This window comes from Pseudomonas sp. SJZ080, from assembly GCF_007828295.1.
GTDB classification, from domain to species: domain Bacteria; phylum Pseudomonadota; class Gammaproteobacteria; order Pseudomonadales; family Pseudomonadaceae; genus Aquipseudomonas; species Aquipseudomonas migulae_A.
Genome location: NZ_VIUK01000017.1, coordinates 22,133 through 37,711 on the forward strand (window position 1 = coordinate 22,133; position 15,579 = coordinate 37,711).

Annotated in this window: 16 protein-coding genes and 1 pseudogene; 10 read left to right on the forward strand and 7 right to left on the reverse strand. The window is 61.1% G+C overall.

Annotation, left to right across the window (positions count from 1 at the left end):
- Positions 1-8: 8 nt before the first annotated feature.
- From dapF to FBY04_RS20870, 3 genes are read right to left on the reverse strand one after another with little or no spacing between them, the layout of a single operon-like run.
- Complete coding sequence (gene dapF, locus FBY04_RS20860; protein ID WP_084320228.1) at positions 9-839, reverse strand: diaminopimelate epimerase; 831 nt, start codon at positions 837-839, stop codon at positions 9-11.
- A 4-nt stretch (positions 840-843) separates the two neighbouring features.
- A complete protein-coding gene (gene lysA, locus FBY04_RS20865; RefSeq protein ID WP_084320230.1) occupies positions 844-2,091 on the reverse strand; it encodes a diaminopimelate decarboxylase in 1,248 nt (415 codons plus the stop codon).
- A gap of 9 nt (positions 2,092-2,100) precedes the next feature.
- Positions 2,101-2,274 (reverse strand): lipoprotein, encoded by a 174-nt coding sequence (locus FBY04_RS20870; RefSeq protein WP_145316661.1) that lies wholly within the window; start codon positions 2,272-2,274, stop codon positions 2,101-2,103.
- Between the two features lie 328 nt (positions 2,275-2,602).
- On the opposite strand from FBY04_RS20870, the gene cyaY reads away from it, so the two are divergent.
- From cyaY to rnk, 3 genes are all read left to right on the forward strand, one after another.
- The gene (gene cyaY / locus FBY04_RS20875; RefSeq protein ID WP_084320234.1) at positions 2,603-2,935 is read left to right on the forward strand and encodes an iron donor protein CyaY; all 333 of its coding nucleotides are present in this window, start codon (positions 2,603-2,605) and stop codon (positions 2,933-2,935) included.
- 4 nt (positions 2,936-2,939) lie between these two features.
- Positions 2,940-3,158 carry a DUF1289 domain-containing protein gene (locus FBY04_RS20880; RefSeq protein WP_084320236.1) on the forward strand — a complete coding sequence of 73 codons (219 nt, stop codon included), beginning with the start codon at positions 2,940-2,942 and terminating at the stop codon, positions 3,156-3,158.
- A 265-nt stretch (positions 3,159-3,423) separates the two neighbouring features.
- Positions 3,424-3,834: a nucleoside diphosphate kinase regulator gene (rnk, locus tag FBY04_RS20885; protein WP_084320238.1), complete on the forward strand. Its 411-nt coding sequence runs from the start codon at positions 3,424-3,426 to the stop codon at positions 3,832-3,834.
- A gap of 7 nt (positions 3,835-3,841) precedes the next feature.
- Here the strand turns inward: rnk and FBY04_RS20890 are convergent, their stop codons facing one another.
- From FBY04_RS20890 to FBY04_RS20900, 3 genes are all read right to left on the reverse strand, one after another.
- Positions 3,842-6,685: a class I adenylate cyclase gene (locus FBY04_RS20890; protein ID WP_145316663.1), complete on the reverse strand. Its 2,844-nt coding sequence runs from the start codon at positions 6,683-6,685 to the stop codon at positions 3,842-3,844.
- Between the two features lie 184 nt (positions 6,686-6,869).
- Positions 6,870-7,115: a TIGR02647 family protein gene (locus FBY04_RS20895; RefSeq protein WP_084320242.1), complete on the reverse strand. Its 246-nt coding sequence runs from the start codon at positions 7,113-7,115 to the stop codon at positions 6,870-6,872.
- A gap of 364 nt (positions 7,116-7,479) precedes the next feature.
- Positions 7,480-7,776: a hypothetical protein gene (locus FBY04_RS20900; RefSeq protein ID WP_017341434.1), complete on the reverse strand. Its 297-nt coding sequence runs from the start codon at positions 7,774-7,776 to the stop codon at positions 7,480-7,482.
- Positions 7,777-7,901: 125 nt separating this feature from the next.
- Here FBY04_RS20900 and FBY04_RS20905 point away from each other — a divergent pair, with 125 nt between their 5' ends.
- Positions 7,902-8,561, forward strand: coding sequence for a glutathione S-transferase family protein (locus FBY04_RS20905; RefSeq protein ID WP_145316665.1), 660 nt, complete (start codon positions 7,902-7,904; stop codon positions 8,559-8,561).
- Between the two features lie 129 nt (positions 8,562-8,690).
- Here the strand turns inward: FBY04_RS20905 and argH are convergent, their stop codons facing one another.
- A complete protein-coding gene (argH, locus tag FBY04_RS20910; RefSeq protein WP_017341432.1) occupies positions 8,691-10,085 on the reverse strand; it encodes an argininosuccinate lyase in 1,395 nt (464 codons plus the stop codon).
- 242 nt (positions 10,086-10,327) lie between these two features.
- Here argH and FBY04_RS33310 point away from each other — a divergent pair.
- From FBY04_RS33310 to FBY04_RS20935, 6 genes and pseudogenes are all read left to right on the forward strand, one after another.
- A pseudogene (locus FBY04_RS33310) lies at positions 10,328-10,537 on the forward strand (sensor histidine kinase); the annotation flags it as partial.
- The gene (locus tag FBY04_RS20915) at positions 10,534-11,280 is read left to right on the forward strand and encodes a LytTR family DNA-binding domain-containing protein (RefSeq protein WP_008024350.1); all 747 of its coding nucleotides are present in this window, start codon (positions 10,534-10,536) and stop codon (positions 11,278-11,280) included. The pseudogene FBY04_RS33310 and the gene FBY04_RS20915, both read left to right, overlap by 4 nt.
- Positions 11,281-11,418: 138 nt before the next feature.
- Positions 11,419-12,360 (forward strand): hydroxymethylbilane synthase, encoded by a 942-nt coding sequence (gene hemC / locus FBY04_RS20920; RefSeq protein ID WP_084320244.1) that lies wholly within the window; start codon positions 11,419-11,421, stop codon positions 12,358-12,360.
- Complete coding sequence (locus FBY04_RS20925; protein ID WP_145316667.1) at positions 12,357-13,124, forward strand: uroporphyrinogen-III synthase; 768 nt, start codon at positions 12,357-12,359, stop codon at positions 13,122-13,124. The genes hemC and FBY04_RS20925 overlap by 4 nt, the downstream gene beginning before the upstream one ends.
- A gap of 16 nt (positions 13,125-13,140) precedes the next feature.
- Complete coding sequence (locus FBY04_RS20930; protein WP_145316669.1) at positions 13,141-14,295, forward strand: uroporphyrinogen-III C-methyltransferase; 1,155 nt, start codon at positions 13,141-13,143, stop codon at positions 14,293-14,295.
- Positions 14,292-15,530 (forward strand): heme biosynthesis protein HemY, encoded by a 1,239-nt coding sequence (locus FBY04_RS20935; RefSeq protein WP_145316671.1) that lies wholly within the window; start codon positions 14,292-14,294, stop codon positions 15,528-15,530. Before FBY04_RS20930 ends, FBY04_RS20935 begins: the two co-directional genes overlap by 4 nt.
- Positions 15,531-15,579: the final 49 nt, after the last annotated feature.

Sequence of the window (15,579 nt, forward strand, 5' to 3'; positions counted from 1 at the left end):
TGACTCACTCAAAGACGTACTTGTCCTTCGTAAACACGGACTGCCGGGCCGGTCATCAGGACCGGTTGGCCTGGGCCTGCCCATTCAATGGACAGACGCCCGCCGGGCAGGTCGATCAATAGCGGCGAATCCATCCACCCCTGGCTGATCGCGGCCACTGCAGCAGCACAGGCGCCGGTGCCGCAGGCCTGGGTTTCCCCGGCGCCACGTTCCCAGACGCGCAGCTGCGCGCGGTTGCGGTCGATGACCTGGAGAAAACCAACGTTGACCCGCGCAGGGAAGCGCGGGTGATGTTCGATTTTCGGCCCCAGTTCATGCACCGGTGCGTTGTTGATATCCGTGACGCGCAACACCGCATGCGGGTTGCCCATCGACACGGCGGCCAGTTCAACCGCTGTGCCGTCGACGTCGAGCGAGTAGCTCAGAGCCTGACTGTCGGCAATGAACGGGATGTCGGCCGGCACCAGGCGCGGTGCGCCCATGTCGACGCTGATCTGGCCGTCGCTGCGGATATCCAGCTCGATAATGCCACTTTTGGTTTCGACGCGAATCTGCCGTTTTGCGGTCAGGCGCTTGTCGAGTACAAAGCGGGCGAAACAGCGCGCACCGTTGCCGCACTGTTCCACTTCGGAGCCGTCGGAGTTGAAGATCCGATAGCGGAAATCCACATCCGGATTGCTCGGCGCTTCGACGATCAGCAACTGGTCGAAACCGATGCCGGTGTGCCGATCGCCCCATTGCTTGGCATGCTTGGGCAGGATGTGCGCGTGCTGGCTGACCAGGTCGAGGACCATGAAGTCATTGCCCAGGCCGTGCATCTTGGTAAAACGCAGCAGCATGGTTTTACTCCGGCAGCAGGCTTTCGCCAGCAAACAACTCGGCTACCGTCTCACGGCGACGCACTTCAATTGCCTGATCACCGTCCACCAGCACTTCAGCGGCACGGCCGCGGGTGTTGTAGTTGGAACTCATGACAAACCCATAAGCACCGGCCGAATGCACGGCCAGCAAGTCGCCTTCTTCCAGGGCCAGTTGACGGTCCTTGGCCAGGAAGTCGCCGGTCTCGCAGATCGGCCCGACGATGTCGTAGGCTCGCGCTGCGGTCTGACGAGGGCGCACGGCGGTGACGTCCATCCAGGCCTGGTACAGCGCCGGGCGGATCAGGTCGTTCATGGCCGCGTCGACGATGGCGAAGTCCTTGTGTTCGGTGTGCTTGAGGTACTCGACCTGGGTCAGCAGCACGCCAGCGTTGGCAACGATGAAGCGGCCCGGCTCGAACACCAGCGCCAGGTCACGACCGTCGAGACGCTCGCGCACGGCTTTGATGTAGTCGGCTGCCAGCGGCGGCTCTTCATCGCGATAACGCACGCCCAAACCGCCGCCCAGATCGATGTGGCGCAGGTAAATGCCGCAATCGCCGAGGCGGTCGACCAGGCCCAGCAGGCGGTCGAGGGCGTCGATGAATGGTGGCAGGGTGGTCAGTTGCGAGCCGATGTGGCAATCGACGCCGACCACTTCCAGGTTCGGCAGCTGCGCGGCGCGGACGTACACGTCTTCGGCGTCGGCAATGGCGATGCCGAACTTGTTCTCTTTGAGACCGGTGGAAATGTACGGGTGCGTGCCGGCATCGACGTCCGGGTTCACGCGCAGCGAGATCGGCGCGCGAACGCCCAGCTCGGCGGCGACCACTTGCAGGCGCTCCAGCTCGTCGGTGGATTCGACGTTGAAGCAGTGCACGCCGACTTCGAGGGCACGGCGCATGTCGTCACGGGTCTTGCCGACGCCGGAGAACACGATCTTGTCGGGGCTGCCGCCAGCGGCCAGCACGCGTTCGAGCTCGCCACGGGAGACGATGTCAAAACCGGCGCCCAGGCGCGCCAGGACATTCAGAACACCCAGGTTGGAGTTGGCCTTGACCGCAAAGCACACCAGGTGCGGCATGCCGGCCAGCGCATCGGCGAAAGCCAGGTACTGGGCTTCGATGTGGGCGCGGGAGTAGACATAGGTCGGTGTGCCAAAGCGTTCGGCGATGGCGGACAGAGCAACACCTTCCGCGAACAGCTCACCGTCACGGTAGTTAAAAGCGTCCATGGCGTTCCCTTATTGGTAGACGTCGTGCTTGTGTGCTTTCGACGGCTGCTTTTGCGAGGACTGCGCCTGCTCGGCTGGATCCTGGTTTTCGTCGGGCAGGTACAGCGGGCCTTTTTGACCACAGGCCGACAAAAGACAGGCAACCGCGAGGAGCGCGGCAAGGGAAGAGATCAGGCGCTTCATGGCGAAATCCTTGAAAATGCGTTAATTGCGCCGGAGTATACCGGCCACCCGGCAGCTTGCCTATGCGAGGGAGCTCCCGTCCGGCGGGGCTTGCCAGAGATCAGTCGGTATCACGCAACCCTTGTGGGAGTGGGCTTGCTCGCGAAGGGGTCGGCACATTCAACAGCTTTGTTGACTGAACCACCGCTTTCGCGAGCAAGCCCGCTCCCACAGGGACCGCGTTTGATGTACCTATATCGGTGCTTGGTCGTTATCCTTTGCAATCACCGGGGCTCGCCCGTATCTTGCGGCGCTTGAGCGTGAACAGACACTTTTTGAGGTTGCCGCAATGAGTTTGACCGAAGCCCGTTTCCACGATCTGGTCGATGCCACCCAGCAATCGCTGGAGGATATTTTCGATGAGAGCGACCTGGATATCGACCTGGAGAGCTCGGCCGGTGTGCTCACCGTCAAGTTCGAAAACGGCAGCCAGTTGATCTTCAGCCGCCAGGAACCCCTGCGTCAGCTGTGGCTGGCGGCGGTGTCCGGCGGTTTCCACTTCGATTACGACGAAGAGAGCGAGCGCTGGATGTGCGACAAGAGCGAAGAGCAGCTCGGCGAGATGCTTGAGCGCATCGTCAAGCAGCAAGCCGACGTCGAACTCGATTTCGAAGGTCTGTGAGATCGTGACCCAGCCTGCCCCCGTTCGTCCGCCCAAACCGCTTTACAGCAATGTCAGCCCGGCGGTGCCTTCGCCGTGCAGCGGCGTGTGTCGGCTGGATGAACAGAAGGTCTGCCTGGGGTGTTTTCGCCACGTCGAAGACATCCGCGAATGGCGCTCGGCGGATGATGATCGCCGCCGTGTGATCTGCGCCCAGGCCGTCCAGCGCAAAACCTTGGCATAAGACTTTTGTGGCGAGGGGGCTTGCCCCCGTTGTGTCGCGAAGCGGCCCCAAAAGCTCACGACTGCTTCGCAACCGAACGGGGGCAAGCCCCCTCGCCACAGAGTTTCTCCCCGCACGTCCGAAGCTCCTCTCCCCCTGACTTGTATATTTATTGAGCTGTGATAGTGTCCAGAAACGCCTCAACCCATCGAGGCTCGTGAAAACCCCGCCTTTTTCTGGCGGGGTTTTGCTTTTTCTGTGCAGAAGAAAGGAGTCTGCCTTCATCATGACCGCACCTTCCATCACCCTTACTCGTCTGGACGTTCAACGTCTGGAACGCCTGATCGACAGCCTGGACGACACGCTGCCGGGCGTTATCGCGCTGCAAACCGAACTGGATCGCGCCGATACGCTGGTCAGTCACGAAGAAGTGCCTGCAGACGTCGTGACCATGAACTCCAAAGTGCACTGCCGTGAAGAAAGCAGTGGCAAGGACTATCACCTGACGTTGGTGTACCCCAAGCATGCCAACGCTGACGAAGGCAAGATTTCCATCCTGGCGCCGGTGGGCAGTGCATTGCTCGGCCTGAAAGTCGGACAGCACATCGATTGGCCCGCACCGGGCGGCAAAACCCTCAAGCTAACCCTGCTTGAAGTCGAATCGCAGCCAGCCAATGGCGGCGACTTCCCGGAATAACCCTCCCTCAGACCCGCTCGAGCGCGTCGTTCAATGCGCGCTCCAGATCGGCCTTGTAGCGCAAATACAAATTGCTTGAACTCTGACCATCACCGAGCAGGCCCGACAGGTCCAGGTCGGTGATGTAGCAGCGATAGCGTTCGGTTTCGCGGCGCTGCTCGACGATTTCCCGGGCGACCACGCTGAACAGTTGCTCGCCATGTTCCAGCTCTGAAAATTCCCGCTGATTGCAATACAACGTGACCTGCACCTCGCCTGGTGCGGCTTTGCCGACGATCGCCTGCACGTCGTAGAACGGTTTGTTGACCGGGGTTTGCGGTGCAGTTCTGGGTTCGACCCGACGGGCTCGCCCAGGGCCGGATGGCAACAGCTGGTAATACAGCGTGTCCAGGCTCAATGGCTGGGCAGCGTCCATCGGCAGCAAGGCATCGCGCCGGTACTGGATCGATTGCAGGAAGCGTTGCAGCGGCACCAGTAGACTTTGTTCGTCGTGATAGGGCGAACGCTGCTGCCACAAGGCATTGAATTCATCCATCACGTACAGGTCGGCCTGGTCATCGTGAACCCGGTAGAACACCTGAATACAGTCTGGCTGGCCCATGGGCAGAATCAGCGCCAGGTCCTGATCTTCCAGCGCCATCGGGTCCAGGTGCAGCGGGCTGTAGCTCGCCAGCTCTTCGCCCAGGTAATCGAACAGCGCTGGCAGGGTGGCGAGGGCGACGTGATTGACCTGCCCCGGCACCAGTTCCAGCACGTGGTAATGCTGCTGGACCTGAATCAGGTAGCGGTGGTTGAGTCTGCTCAGCAGCAGGTTCTGCGCGGTGTCGATTACTTCTTCGACCCGCTGCGCGATGAACTGCGCTCGGTTATGGCAGAAGCAACGTACGCGTAACTTGGGCTGGCGCGGCCCGTTCGGCAGGTTATTGAGGTAATCGCGCAGGCAGTCGAGCAGGGCATGGGGGCCGTCAAAGCGATTGACCAGCACCTCGTTCCAGCTGTTGAGCGTGACTTGGTCGAGGGTCAGCACCAGGTTTTCCCGGACCCCGGCGTAACTCAGGGAGTCGGTGCGCTCGGTGGTCATCAGGATGTTCAGGTCGCGGTGATGCTTGAGCGGGTCGACGCCGACGTTCACCAGAATCAGCACCTCGCTCGGCACGCTGGCGCGCAACAAGGGTTCTTCAGCGACGGTGGGCAAGGGCAGGGCGATGCTCTGTTGCAGGCTGCCAAGCAGGTTGAACAGTTCGAACTCGCTCAGATCACTCTCGCCGGGATGCAAGGCCAGGCGGGTGCTGCTGTCGATGACACCGTTGCGATGGCACCAGGTCAGCAACTCCAGCAATTGGCGGCTGCGCTTGATCGGCGCGAAGTGCTCCCACTCGTGGGCGGTCAGGCTGCCGTTGTACAAGCCCCACTGGGTTTGCCCCGATTCTTTCTTGTTGGGCGCGTTCACCAGGGTCAGGGTGTCTTCGGCCAGGTCCGGGGCGATGCCCGGGTTGATGAACTCGACCTTGTCCGCCTTGCGCTCGAACGCCGCATATAGACGTCGCCCCAGCACGTTGAGGTCGCGCTTGTTGATCAGGCTGACGGTCTGTTCGCTGCGGGCGAATTCGGTCAGGAAGCGGTAGCTGTAATTCAGTTCGTTGACCAATGCCCGGCGCTCAGTGCTGACCTGGCGGACTTTCCACTGACTGCGACTGTCGAGCAGGGCCAGTTGCCGATGATCCCAGTGCCATTCCTGGGCCAGGCGTTCCAGCAACGAGCGCTGCCAACTCTGGGTGCGACTGCTACCGGTGAGTTTGCGGTTGACCTTCAGGTACAGCGCACGGCGTACCAGCTCCAGACGCTCCGGTTCGCCCCGGGCGGTGAGGTATTCCTCGATGCGCCGGTAGACCACGACGTACGGGTCCAGCTCGTCGAGGTCGAGCCGATTGGCAAACACCGCTTGCTTGAAACGCAGGCTCAGGCACTGAACCCTGGGGTGTTCGCTGGCGTAGACCTCGATCAGCAACAGTTTGAGCACCGACTTGTAGGGGGACTCGATGCCCTTGAACAGCTGCCAAAGTCCAGCACCAATGAATTCTCCGGGCGGGATGTACGCCAGATGCCCCAGATCAAGGGTTTCGTCTGCGCGGATAAAGCGTTTGGACAGTAGCGCGTGGGTGTAGCGGTCGTAGGCGGCCTCTTCGTATACCGGCACCAGCCACCAGATCGGCGTGCGTCCGGCCAGCCAGATCGCGGTGCGGTAGAACTCGTCCAGCAGCAGATAATGTTGGGTGGTGCCGCAGTCTTCCGAGCTCAGTTGATTGTCCCGCTCGCCGAGCACGAAGCGGGCCGGGTCGATCAGGAAGAAATGCGCCTCGGCGCCCTGGCTCGCGGCCCAGGTTTCGAGCAATTGGCACTTTTTACGGAGTTCGTTGAGTTCGCTTTCGCTCAAGTTCGGCGAGTGACAGACCCAGACGTCCATGTCGCTTTGATCGGCCTGGGCGAGGGTGCCAAGGCTGCCCATCAGGAACAGGCCGTGAATCGGTCGCGGCGGATTGCTGCCGTGGCGCGGCTTGTATGAAAACGAGCGGGTCAGGCGCTGTGCTTCGGCCAGGGCATTGGCGTCAGGCTCGAAGTTCGACAGCCCGGCGGGCGTGCTGCCTGAAACGTAACCCGGCAACAACGGATGATTGACGTGGAAAAACAGTGGCAGCAGGGTCAGTACCCCTTGCTGGCGGGTCGACAACCCTTCCATGGCGCGGGCCATGCGGCCCTCGTTGAGTTTTAAAAAGCGTGCGCGCAGCTGGCTGAGAACCTTGCGGTCGATCCCCTCGTCCAGATCAGGGCGGATTTCATGGGTGCGGGTCATGTCAGCTCAAACCGGCTCGCGGGGCTCGGACGTCGGAGGTCTCAGAATGAAGGGCAGTTTAGCGCCTCGGTCGCGGGACGTTTAAGCGGATTTTGTTTTTTGACGTCAGATTTCTATCGTCGTGCAACGAAGTGTGCCCGCGGAAATCCCGTAGCAGGGGTTTCCGTGGGCGATGCGGTGATGCTCAGGCGGTTTCCTGGACGCTCAGAATAGTCAGGACGGTTTGCACATTTTGTGCGGCATCACGACCCAGGCTGGTCAGATAACCGCCATCGGGCTGGTCGATCAGTTCTTTTTCGTACAGGCGTCGAGCGGCAGCAATGGCTTTCGGGGCAGCGGTCTGATGAATTTTCAAACCTTCCTGGGAACTGTCCAGGTTGAAGAGTGCGAGGATTTCCAGTTCGGCAACCAACTCAGGGGTAAGCGACATAAGGACTCCAGACTTTCTAGGAATTGGACGACAGCGCCCCTAAGGTGATCCCACTCGTGCGGCATGTCCAGTGCTCGCGACAGGGTTTTTCACCTTGGGAAGCATTCCCCTGCGGGTGGTGCGGCAGCGGGGTGCGTTCCAGTGTAGTCAGGGTCTGGGGGGAGGCAGGATCGATGGGTGACAATTTGTGTGCAATGAGCGAATGGCACTGTGGAGCTCATTGTGGCGAGGGGATTTATCCCCGTTCGGCTGCGCAGCAGTCGTAAAACCTGTGAGCGCGATTTACTGGAAACACCGCGATCACTGGTTTTAGGGCCGCTCCGCGACCCAACGGGGATAAATCCCCTCGCCACAGGTGTCGGGCTTATTTCTTTTCCGGCGGTAACTCTGGCAGCGCGCGCAGCGCCGCTTCGTACCATTCGGTGTTGAACGCGCGGTCTTCTTCGAGGATCGCGTCGATTTCCACCGCCAAAACGTGAGCCATCAGGTTGAGGATTTCTTCACGCTCGTAGCCCACCAGGGTCAACTTGTTGAAGGTCGCCTTGGCGGCAGGCGGATTGTCGCTTTCGATCTGGTTTTCGATGGCTTCGACCAGAGTGTTTTCGGCGAACTCTTCTTCGTCGATATCGTCCTGGTTGTTGTCGGGGGTTGGCTCGCTCATGGCAGGCTCCTCAAGGAAAGGCGGCCAGTTTACCTGCATTCAGCGCCATGATGCTGCTGGCGAGAAACGCCTTGGCATTCTATAAAGCAGGCACTGCCAACCCCGCACGGCCCGGAGGCTATGTGATGCTCAAGCTTTATGGATTTTCCGTCAGCAATTACTACAACATGGTGAAACTGGCGCTGCTGGAAAAAGGACTGCCATTCGAAGAAGTCCCTTTTTACGCCGGCCAGAGCCCCGAGGCGCTGGCAATCAGCCCGCGCGGCAAGGTGCCAGTGCTGGGTGTGGAGCAAGGTTTCGTCAACGAAACCGCCGTGATTCTCGAATACATCGAGCAAACACAAAAGGGTATGCCGCTGTTGCCGAGCGATCCCTTCGAGCGGGCGCAGGTCCTGGCGCTGGCCAAGGAAATCGAGTTGTACATCGAACTGCCGGCTCGCGCCTGCTTCGGCGAAGCGTTTTTCGGCATGCCGGTGCCCGATGCGATCAAGGACAAGACCAAGACCGAGTTGCTGCTGGGTTTTGCCTCGCTTGGACGGCACGGCAAGTTTGCCCCTTATGTCGCGGGCGACAGCCTGAGCCTTGCAGATTTGTATTTCCTGTACAGCGTGCCGCTGGCCTGTGCGGTGGGGCAGAAGCTGTTCGGTATCGACCTGTTGGCGGATATGCCCGCGGCCAAGGCGCTACTGGAGCGTCTGGAGCGGAATCCGAACGCGCAGCGGATTGCGGCGGACAAGGAAGCGGCGATGCCAGCGTTCATGGCGATGGTCGCGTCCAAGAAGTAGATTTGTAGCGTCCTTCAGGTCGCTTTCGCGAGCAAGCCCGCTCCCACATTGGATTGATGGTGAACACATACTTTGTGAACACCACAGACCCAGTGTGGGAGCGGGCTTGTTCGCGAAGCTTTTGGTGGCTTAACGGCTGGCGAGCAACGCCTGACCGCGAGCGACCGCCTTCTTGACCTGTGCCGGCGCAGTCCCGCCGATATGGTCACGGGCATTTACCGAACCTTCCAGGGTCAGCACGGCAAACACGTCCTGATCGATCTGGTCGCTGAATTTGCGCAGCTCTTCCAGGCTCATCTCCGCCAGGTCCTTGCCGCTTTCCACGCCGTACTTCACGGCATGGCCAACGATTTCGTGGCAGTCACGGAACGGCAGGCCGCGACGCACCAGGTAGTCCGCCAGGTCGGTGGCGGTAGAGAAACCGCGCAGGGCCGCTTCGCGCATCATTGCGTGCTTGGGTTTGATCGCCGGGATCATGTCGGCAAAGGCTCGTAGCGAATCGCGCAGGGTGTCGGCGGCGTCGAACAGCGGCTCTTTGTCTTCCTGATTGTCCTTGTTGTAGGCCAGTGGCTGGCCTTTCATCAGGGTCAGCAGGCCCATCAGCGCACCGAAGACTCGGCCGGTCTTGCCGCGCACCAGTTCTGGCACGTCCGGGTTTTTCTTTTGCGGCATGATCGAGCTGCCGGTGCAGAAGCGGTCCGGCAGATCGATGAACTGGAATTGCGCGCTGGTCCACAGCACCAGCTCTTCGGAAAAGCGCGACAAGTGCATCATCGCGATGCTCGCGGCCGAGCAGAACTCGATGGCGAAGTCACGATCGGACACGTTGTCCAGCGAGTTGCCGCCCACGGCGTCGAAGCCCAGCAGTTGTGCGGTGTACTCGCGGTCGATCGGGTAAGTGGTGCCTGCCAGCGCGGCGCTGCCCAAAGGCATGCGGTTGGTGCGCTTGCGGCAGTCGACCAGACGCTCGTAGTCGCGGCTGAGCATTTCGAACCAGGCCAGCATGTGGTGACCGAACGTCACCGGCTGCGCGGTTTGCAGGTGGGTGAAGCCCGGCATGATGCTGCCGGCTTCGCGCTCGGCCTGTTCCAGCAAGCCTTTTTGCAGGCGGGTGATTTCCGCCAGGATCAGGTCGATCTCGTCACGCAGCCACAGACGGATGTCGGTGGCGACCTGGTCGTTACGGCTGCGACCGGTGTGCAGCTTTTTACCGGTCACGCCGATGCGGTCGGTCAGGCGCGCTTCGATGTTCATGTGTACGTCTTCGAGGTCGATGCGCCAGTCGAACTGGCCGGCCTCGATTTCACCCTGGATGGTCTTCAGGCCATCGGTGATGCTGTCGCGCTCGGCATCGGTCAGCACGCCGACCTTGGCCAGCATGGTGGCGTGGGCGATCGAGCCCATGATGTCGTGGCGATACAGGCGCTGGTCGAAGGTGACGGAGGCGGTGAAGCGGGCGACGAAGGCGTCGACGGGTTCACTGAAGCGGCCGCCCCAGGACTGATTGGTCTTGTCAGTGCTCATGAATTCGCTCGTATCGGCTGAAGAAAGATGGCGTTGAAAGCTGTCGCGGATAATAACAGGGTTGCCAATCCTGTCGCTGACACTGGTCGACACGTTTTTTTCTCGTGCCCGGGCCTATGCTCGAAGCCAGCGAGGTCTGAATTGCGCAACGATATTTTTCAATTGAGTAATAACGTCCCGGCAACCGTCTACAGTTGGACAGTAGGACCAGCGCAATTTTCGGCGCTTCAGCGGACTAAAAAGAAGAGGGGGTGTTCATATTGTGTATCAGCAAACCCTACGGCGATGCCTCGCCAACCGCCGATTGCCCGGCGAATAAAAATTTAGCAGTCGGACGGGCGGCACTTTTTGGCCTTCGCGCTAGTCTTAGCGTGGATCGCGGTGACGGACGTCACTCCACTTGTCTACGCTATCCTTGTGCGAGACTCACGCAGGAATCCAGCGCAATATGAATGTCCTGATCGTTGATGACGAACCCCTTGCCCGCGAGCGCCTGAGCCGAATGGTCGGCGAACTCGAGGGATACAGCGTCCTGGAGCCCAGCGCTACGAACGGCGAAGAAGCGTTGGCACTGATCGACAGCCACAAGCCGGATATCGTTTTGCTCGATATCCGCATGCCCGGCCTCGATGGCCTGCAAGTGGCTGCCCGATTGTGCGAACGTGAAACCCCGCCTGCCGTGGTGTTTTGCACAGGGCCCGATGAATTTGCCGTGGAAGCCTTACAGGCCAGCGCCGTAGGCTATCTGGTGAAACCTGTGCGTACAGAACAATTGCATGATGCGTTAAAAAAAGCCGAGCGACCCAATCGTGTCCAGCTTGCGGCTTTGACCCGTCCCGCCGCCGAAACCGGCAGCGGCCCGCGCAGCCATATCAGCGCGCGTACCCGTAAGGGTATTGAACTGATCCCGTTGGGTCAGGTGGTCTACTTCATTGCTGACCATAAATACGTGACCTTGCGCCATGAAGGCGGCGAAGTGCTGCTGGATGAACCGCTCAAGGCCCTTGAAGATGAATTCGGTGACCGATTCGTGCGCATCCACCGCAACGCCCTGGTCGCTCGCGAACGCATCGAGCGCCTGCAACGCACGCCGCTGGGACACTTTCAGCTGTTTCTCAAAGGCCTGAACGGCGATGCCCTGATCGTCAGCCGACGCCATGTGGCGGGTGTGCGCAAAATGATGCAACAGCTTTAATTCGCCATCCGCAGGCGAATTTCTCACCCGATTGCCGGACATCCGGGGCCAGGGAGGCCAGGCAATACCTGATACAAGTCAAAGTGGATTTGACTGAGCTGTTATTATCCGCCGTATCTATTCAGTACGGATTGATCCATGTCCTCTCGCGAAATCCGCATCGCCACCCGCAAAAGTGCTCTCGCCCTGTGGCAGGCCGAATACGTCAAAGCCCGTCTTGAAGCGGCCCATCCGGGTTTGCTCGTGACACTGGTACCCATGGTCAGTCGCGGCGACAAGCTGCTGGACTCGCCGCTATCGAAAATCGGTGGCAAGGGCCTGTTCGTCAAGGAACTGGAAACCGCGCTGCTGGAGAACGAAGCCGACATCGCCGTGCATTCGATGAAAGACGTGCCGATGGACTTCCCCGAAGGCCTCGGCCTGTTCTGCATCTGCGAGCGAGAAGACCCGCGTGATGCATTCGTCTCCAATACCTACGCCAGCCTCGATGAACTGCCACAAGGCAGCATCGTCGGCACCTCCAGCCTGCGTCGACAGGCCCAGTTGTTGACCCGTCGCCCGGACCTGGAAATCCGTTTCCTGCGCGGCAACGTCAACACGCGCCTGGCCAAGCTTGATGCCGGTGAATACGACGCCATCATCCTCGCGGCTGCCGGCCTGATTCGCCTGGGCTTCGAAGAACGAATCACCTCGGCCATCAGCGTCGACGACAGCCTGCCGGCCGGTGGCCAGGGTGCCGTCGGTATCGAATGCCGCACCGCCGACACTGAAATCCACGCCTTGCTGGCACCTCTGCACCATCAGGACACCGCCACCCGCGTGACGGCCGAACGTGCGCTCAACAAACATCTGAATGGCGGTTGCCAGGTGCCGATCGCCTGCTACGCCGTGCTGGAAGGCGAGCAGATCTGGTTGCGCGGTCTGGTGGGCGATCCGAGCGGCGGCCTGCTGCTCAGCGCCGAGGCTCGTGCGCCGCGCAGCGATGCAGAAGCCTTGGGTGTGCAAGTGGCCGAAGACCTGCTGAATCAGGGCGCCAATGACATTCTGAAAGCGGTCTACGGCGAGGCAGGTCACGAGTGACGGGTTGGCGCCTGCTGCTGACGCGTCCCGCGGATGAGTCGGTGGCGCTGAGCGAGGTTTTGGCCGAAGCGGGGGTTTTCAGCAGCCGTTTGCCGCTTTTGGAAATTGAAGCGATTCCCGCCTCTGACACAATGCGCGAGGTGATTCAGCATCTGGACCGGTACTGCGCGGTAATCGTGGTCAGCAAGCCGGCCGCCAGAATCGCGGTGGATCTGGTTAGTCAATATTGGCCGCAGCGACCCCGCCTGAAGTGGTTCAGCGTGGGTGCCGCGACTGCGCAGATTCTCGATGATCACGGGTTGGACGTGAGTTTTCCGTCTGAGGGTGATGACAGTGAAGCCTTGCTGGAGCTTGCGTCGTTGCGTGAGGCTGTCGCACGACCCGATCCACGGGTGTTGATCATGCGGGGAGAGGGCGGCCGCGAGTTGCTCGCTGAGCGTTTGCGCGAGCTTGGTGCTAGTGTCGAGTATCTGGAGCTGTACCGCCGCGAACTGCCGCAGTACCCGCCAGCAGCACTGCCGGAGCGTATCAAGGCGGAACGCTTGAACGGGCTGGTGGTCAGCAGTGGACAGGGTTTTGAGCACCTGCACCAATTGGCCGGCGCTGCCTGGCCGCAATTGGCGCGGTTGCCGTTGTTTGTTCCAAGCCCCAGGGTCGCCGAGCTGGCACGTGCCGCCGGGGCCCAAACAGTTGTGGATTGTCGCGGCGCCAGTGCCGCGGCTTTGCTAACGGCGTTGCGGGAGCATCCCGAACCCGTTCTCTAATGCAAAGGATGGATACGTGAACGAAACAGCCTTGCCTAAAGATGACGTGAAGCCAGTGCTTGATGCGCCGGCTGAAGCTCCGGTTGAAACTGCGCCACCTGCTGTCGGGCAGCGCCGAGGCAACGGGCTGGCAATAGTCGCGTTGCTGTTGGGCGCCGCCGGTGTGGCGGTGGGCGGTTGGGGCGTCTGGCAGGTGCGTCACCTGCAAGCCAGCACGCAGCAGCAGTTGAGCCAGGTGCAGGCGCTGAACGATCAGGCGCAAAGTCTGAAGTTGAACGAACAGCGCCTGAGTGCACGGCTTGAGCAAATGCCTGCCGCTGAAGAGCTGGACGCTCGCAGTCGTCTGGTGATTCAACTGCAAGGCGATCAGCAGCGTTTGAATCAACGTCTGGAAACCGTCCTCGGCGCGAGTCGCAAGGACTGGCGTCTGGCCGAGGCCGAGCACTTGCTGCGTCTGGCCAGCCTGCGGCTTTCGGCGTTGCAGGACATCAGCAGCGCTCAGGCCCTGGTGCAGGGCGCCGACGAAATTCTTCGCGAACAGAACGACCCGGGTTCCTTTGCCGCACGCGAGCAAGTGGCGAAAACCCTGGTCGCCTTGCGCAGCACCGAACAGCCGGATCGCACCGGTCTTTTCCTGCGACTGGGTGCGCTGCGCGATCAGGTGATCAACCTCACCGAGCTGGCGCCCGAGTACAAGGACCGTGGCGAATCCCTGCTGGGCCTGACCGCCGATGGCGACGGCGCCAGCCGTTGGGCGCAGTGGTGGGATCAGATCTCGCGTTACATCCGCATCGATTTCAACGCCGATAAAAATGTGCGTCCGCTGCTGGCAGGCCAGAGCCTGAGCCAAGTGCGTCTGGCCCTGAGCCTGGCGCTGGAACAGGCGCAGTGGGCGGCACTCAACGGTCAGGCCGCGGTTTACACCCAGGCACTGGACGAGGCGCGGGACGTGCTCAAAGGCAACTTCAATCCGGACAACCCGCAGAGCAAAGTGATGCTTGAGCAGGTGGTCGAGCTGAGCAAGCAGCCGGTCACTGTCGTCACGCCAGACCTGACCGGCACGCTCAGCGCGGTTCAGGGCTATCTCGAGCGACGCAACGTCAACGCCGAGGAGTCGATCAAACCGATGGCCAAGCCTGCCGCAAGCACTCAGCAGGAGGCCACGCCATGAAGCGTCTCTATGTGATCGTGTTTCTGGTCATCGCCGCTGCCGCCGCTCTAGGGTTGGCGATTGCCGAACATTCCGGCTACGTGCTGATCGCTTACAAGAGCTTCCGTTTCGAATCGAGCCTGTGGGCGACTCTGGCCCTGGTGGCGGTGTTGTGGCTGGTGTTCTGGGGCATCAAGGCGTTGGTCGAACTGGTCACGACCTCCGGCGGCGTGGTCAATCCCTGGTCGCGGCGCAATCGCAGCCGTCGGGTTCAAGTGGCGATCGAACACGGTCAGCTGGACCTGGCCGAAGGTCGCTGGGCCAGCGCACAGCGTCATTTGCATCGCGCCGCCGAAGCCGAGCGCCAGCCATTGCTTTACTACCTCGGCGCTGCTCGCGCCGCCAACGAACAAGGCCACTACGAGGAAAGTGACAACTTGCTGGAGCGTGCGCTGGAACGCCAGCCCCAGGCCGAGTTGGCGATTGCCTTGAGCCACGCTCAACTGCAGACCGATCGCGGCGACACCGACGGTGCCCTGGTGACCTTGCAGGCCATGCATGAGCGTCACCCTCATAACGTCCAGACCTTGCGCCAGTTGCAGCGTTTGCATCAGCAACGCGGTGACTGGTCCGCCGTGATTCGCCTGCTGCCGGAGCTGCGCAAGGACAAGGTGCTGCCGCCGGCCGAGCTGGCCGAACTGGAACGCCGGGCCTGGGGGGAGAACCTGTCCCTGGCAGCGCGTCGGGAAGAAGACGGAACCGTCGGATTGCAATCGCTCAACCGCGCCTGGCAGCAACTCACCTCGGCGCAGCGCCAGGAACCGCAACTGGTATTGGCGTATGCCGAGCAGCTTCGACAAGTCGGTGCCCAGGTAGAGGCCGAAGAGGTTCTGCGAACGGCGCTCAAGCGTAACTACGACAGCCATCTGGCGCGCCTTTACGGACTGGTTCGTGGCAGTGATCCGGCACGTCAGCTGCAAACCGCCGAGGGTTGGCTGAAAAACCATCCGGCCGACCCGAGCCTGTTGCTGACACTGGGTCGCCTGTGTCTGCAAAACAGTCTGTGGGGCAAGGCCCGGGATTATCTGGAAAGCAGCCTGCGCGTGCAGCGCAACCCGGAAGCCTGTGCGGAGCTGGCGCGATTGCTGGCACAACTGGGTGACACCGAGCGCAGTAATCAGCTGTTTCAAGAAGGCCTCGGCCTCTTGGATGAACGCCTGTTGGCAGCGCCGTTGCCCGTTCCGGTTCACGCCTGATTGTGTGTGGCGACGGAGCTTGCCCCCGCTGGGCTGCTGCGCAGCGGCC

Excerpts from the sequence above, each read along its gene's own strand:
- hemC (WP_084320244.1), top strand. The coding sequence starts at position 11,419 with ATGTCCTCTCGCGAAATCCGCATCGCCACCCGCAAAAGTGCTCTCGCC.
- rnk (WP_084320238.1), top strand. The coding sequence starts at position 3,424 with ATGACCGCACCTTCCATCACCCTTACTCGTCTGGACGTTCAACGTCTG.
- FBY04_RS20895 (WP_084320242.1), bottom strand. The coding sequence starts at position 7,115 with ATGTCGCTTACCCCTGAGTTGGTTGCCGAACTGGAAATCCTCGCACTC.
- dapF (WP_084320228.1), bottom strand. The coding sequence starts at position 839 with ATGCTGCTGCGTTTTACCAAGATGCACGGCCTGGGCAATGACTTCATG.
- FBY04_RS20935 (WP_145316671.1), top strand. The coding sequence starts at position 14,292 with ATGAAGCGTCTCTATGTGATCGTGTTTCTGGTCATCGCCGCTGCCGCC.
- cyaY (WP_084320234.1), top strand. The coding sequence starts at position 2,603 with ATGAGTTTGACCGAAGCCCGTTTCCACGATCTGGTCGATGCCACCCAG.
- FBY04_RS20905 (WP_145316665.1), top strand. The coding sequence starts at position 7,902 with ATGCTCAAGCTTTATGGATTTTCCGTCAGCAATTACTACAACATGGTG.
- argH (WP_017341432.1), bottom strand. The coding sequence starts at position 10,085 with ATGAGCACTGACAAGACCAATCAGTCCTGGGGCGGCCGCTTCAGTGAA.
- FBY04_RS20890 (WP_145316663.1), bottom strand. The coding sequence starts at position 6,685 with ATGACCCGCACCCATGAAATCCGCCCTGATCTGGACGAGGGGATCGAC.
- FBY04_RS20900 (WP_017341434.1), bottom strand. The coding sequence starts at position 7,776 with ATGAGCGAGCCAACCCCCGACAACAACCAGGACGATATCGACGAAGAA.
- lysA (WP_084320230.1), bottom strand. The coding sequence starts at position 2,091 with ATGGACGCTTTTAACTACCGTGACGGTGAGCTGTTCGCGGAAGGTGTT.
- FBY04_RS20915 (WP_008024350.1), top strand. The coding sequence starts at position 10,534 with ATGAATGTCCTGATCGTTGATGACGAACCCCTTGCCCGCGAGCGCCTG.
- FBY04_RS20870 (WP_145316661.1), bottom strand. The coding sequence starts at position 2,274 with ATGAAGCGCCTGATCTCTTCCCTTGCCGCGCTCCTCGCGGTTGCCTGT.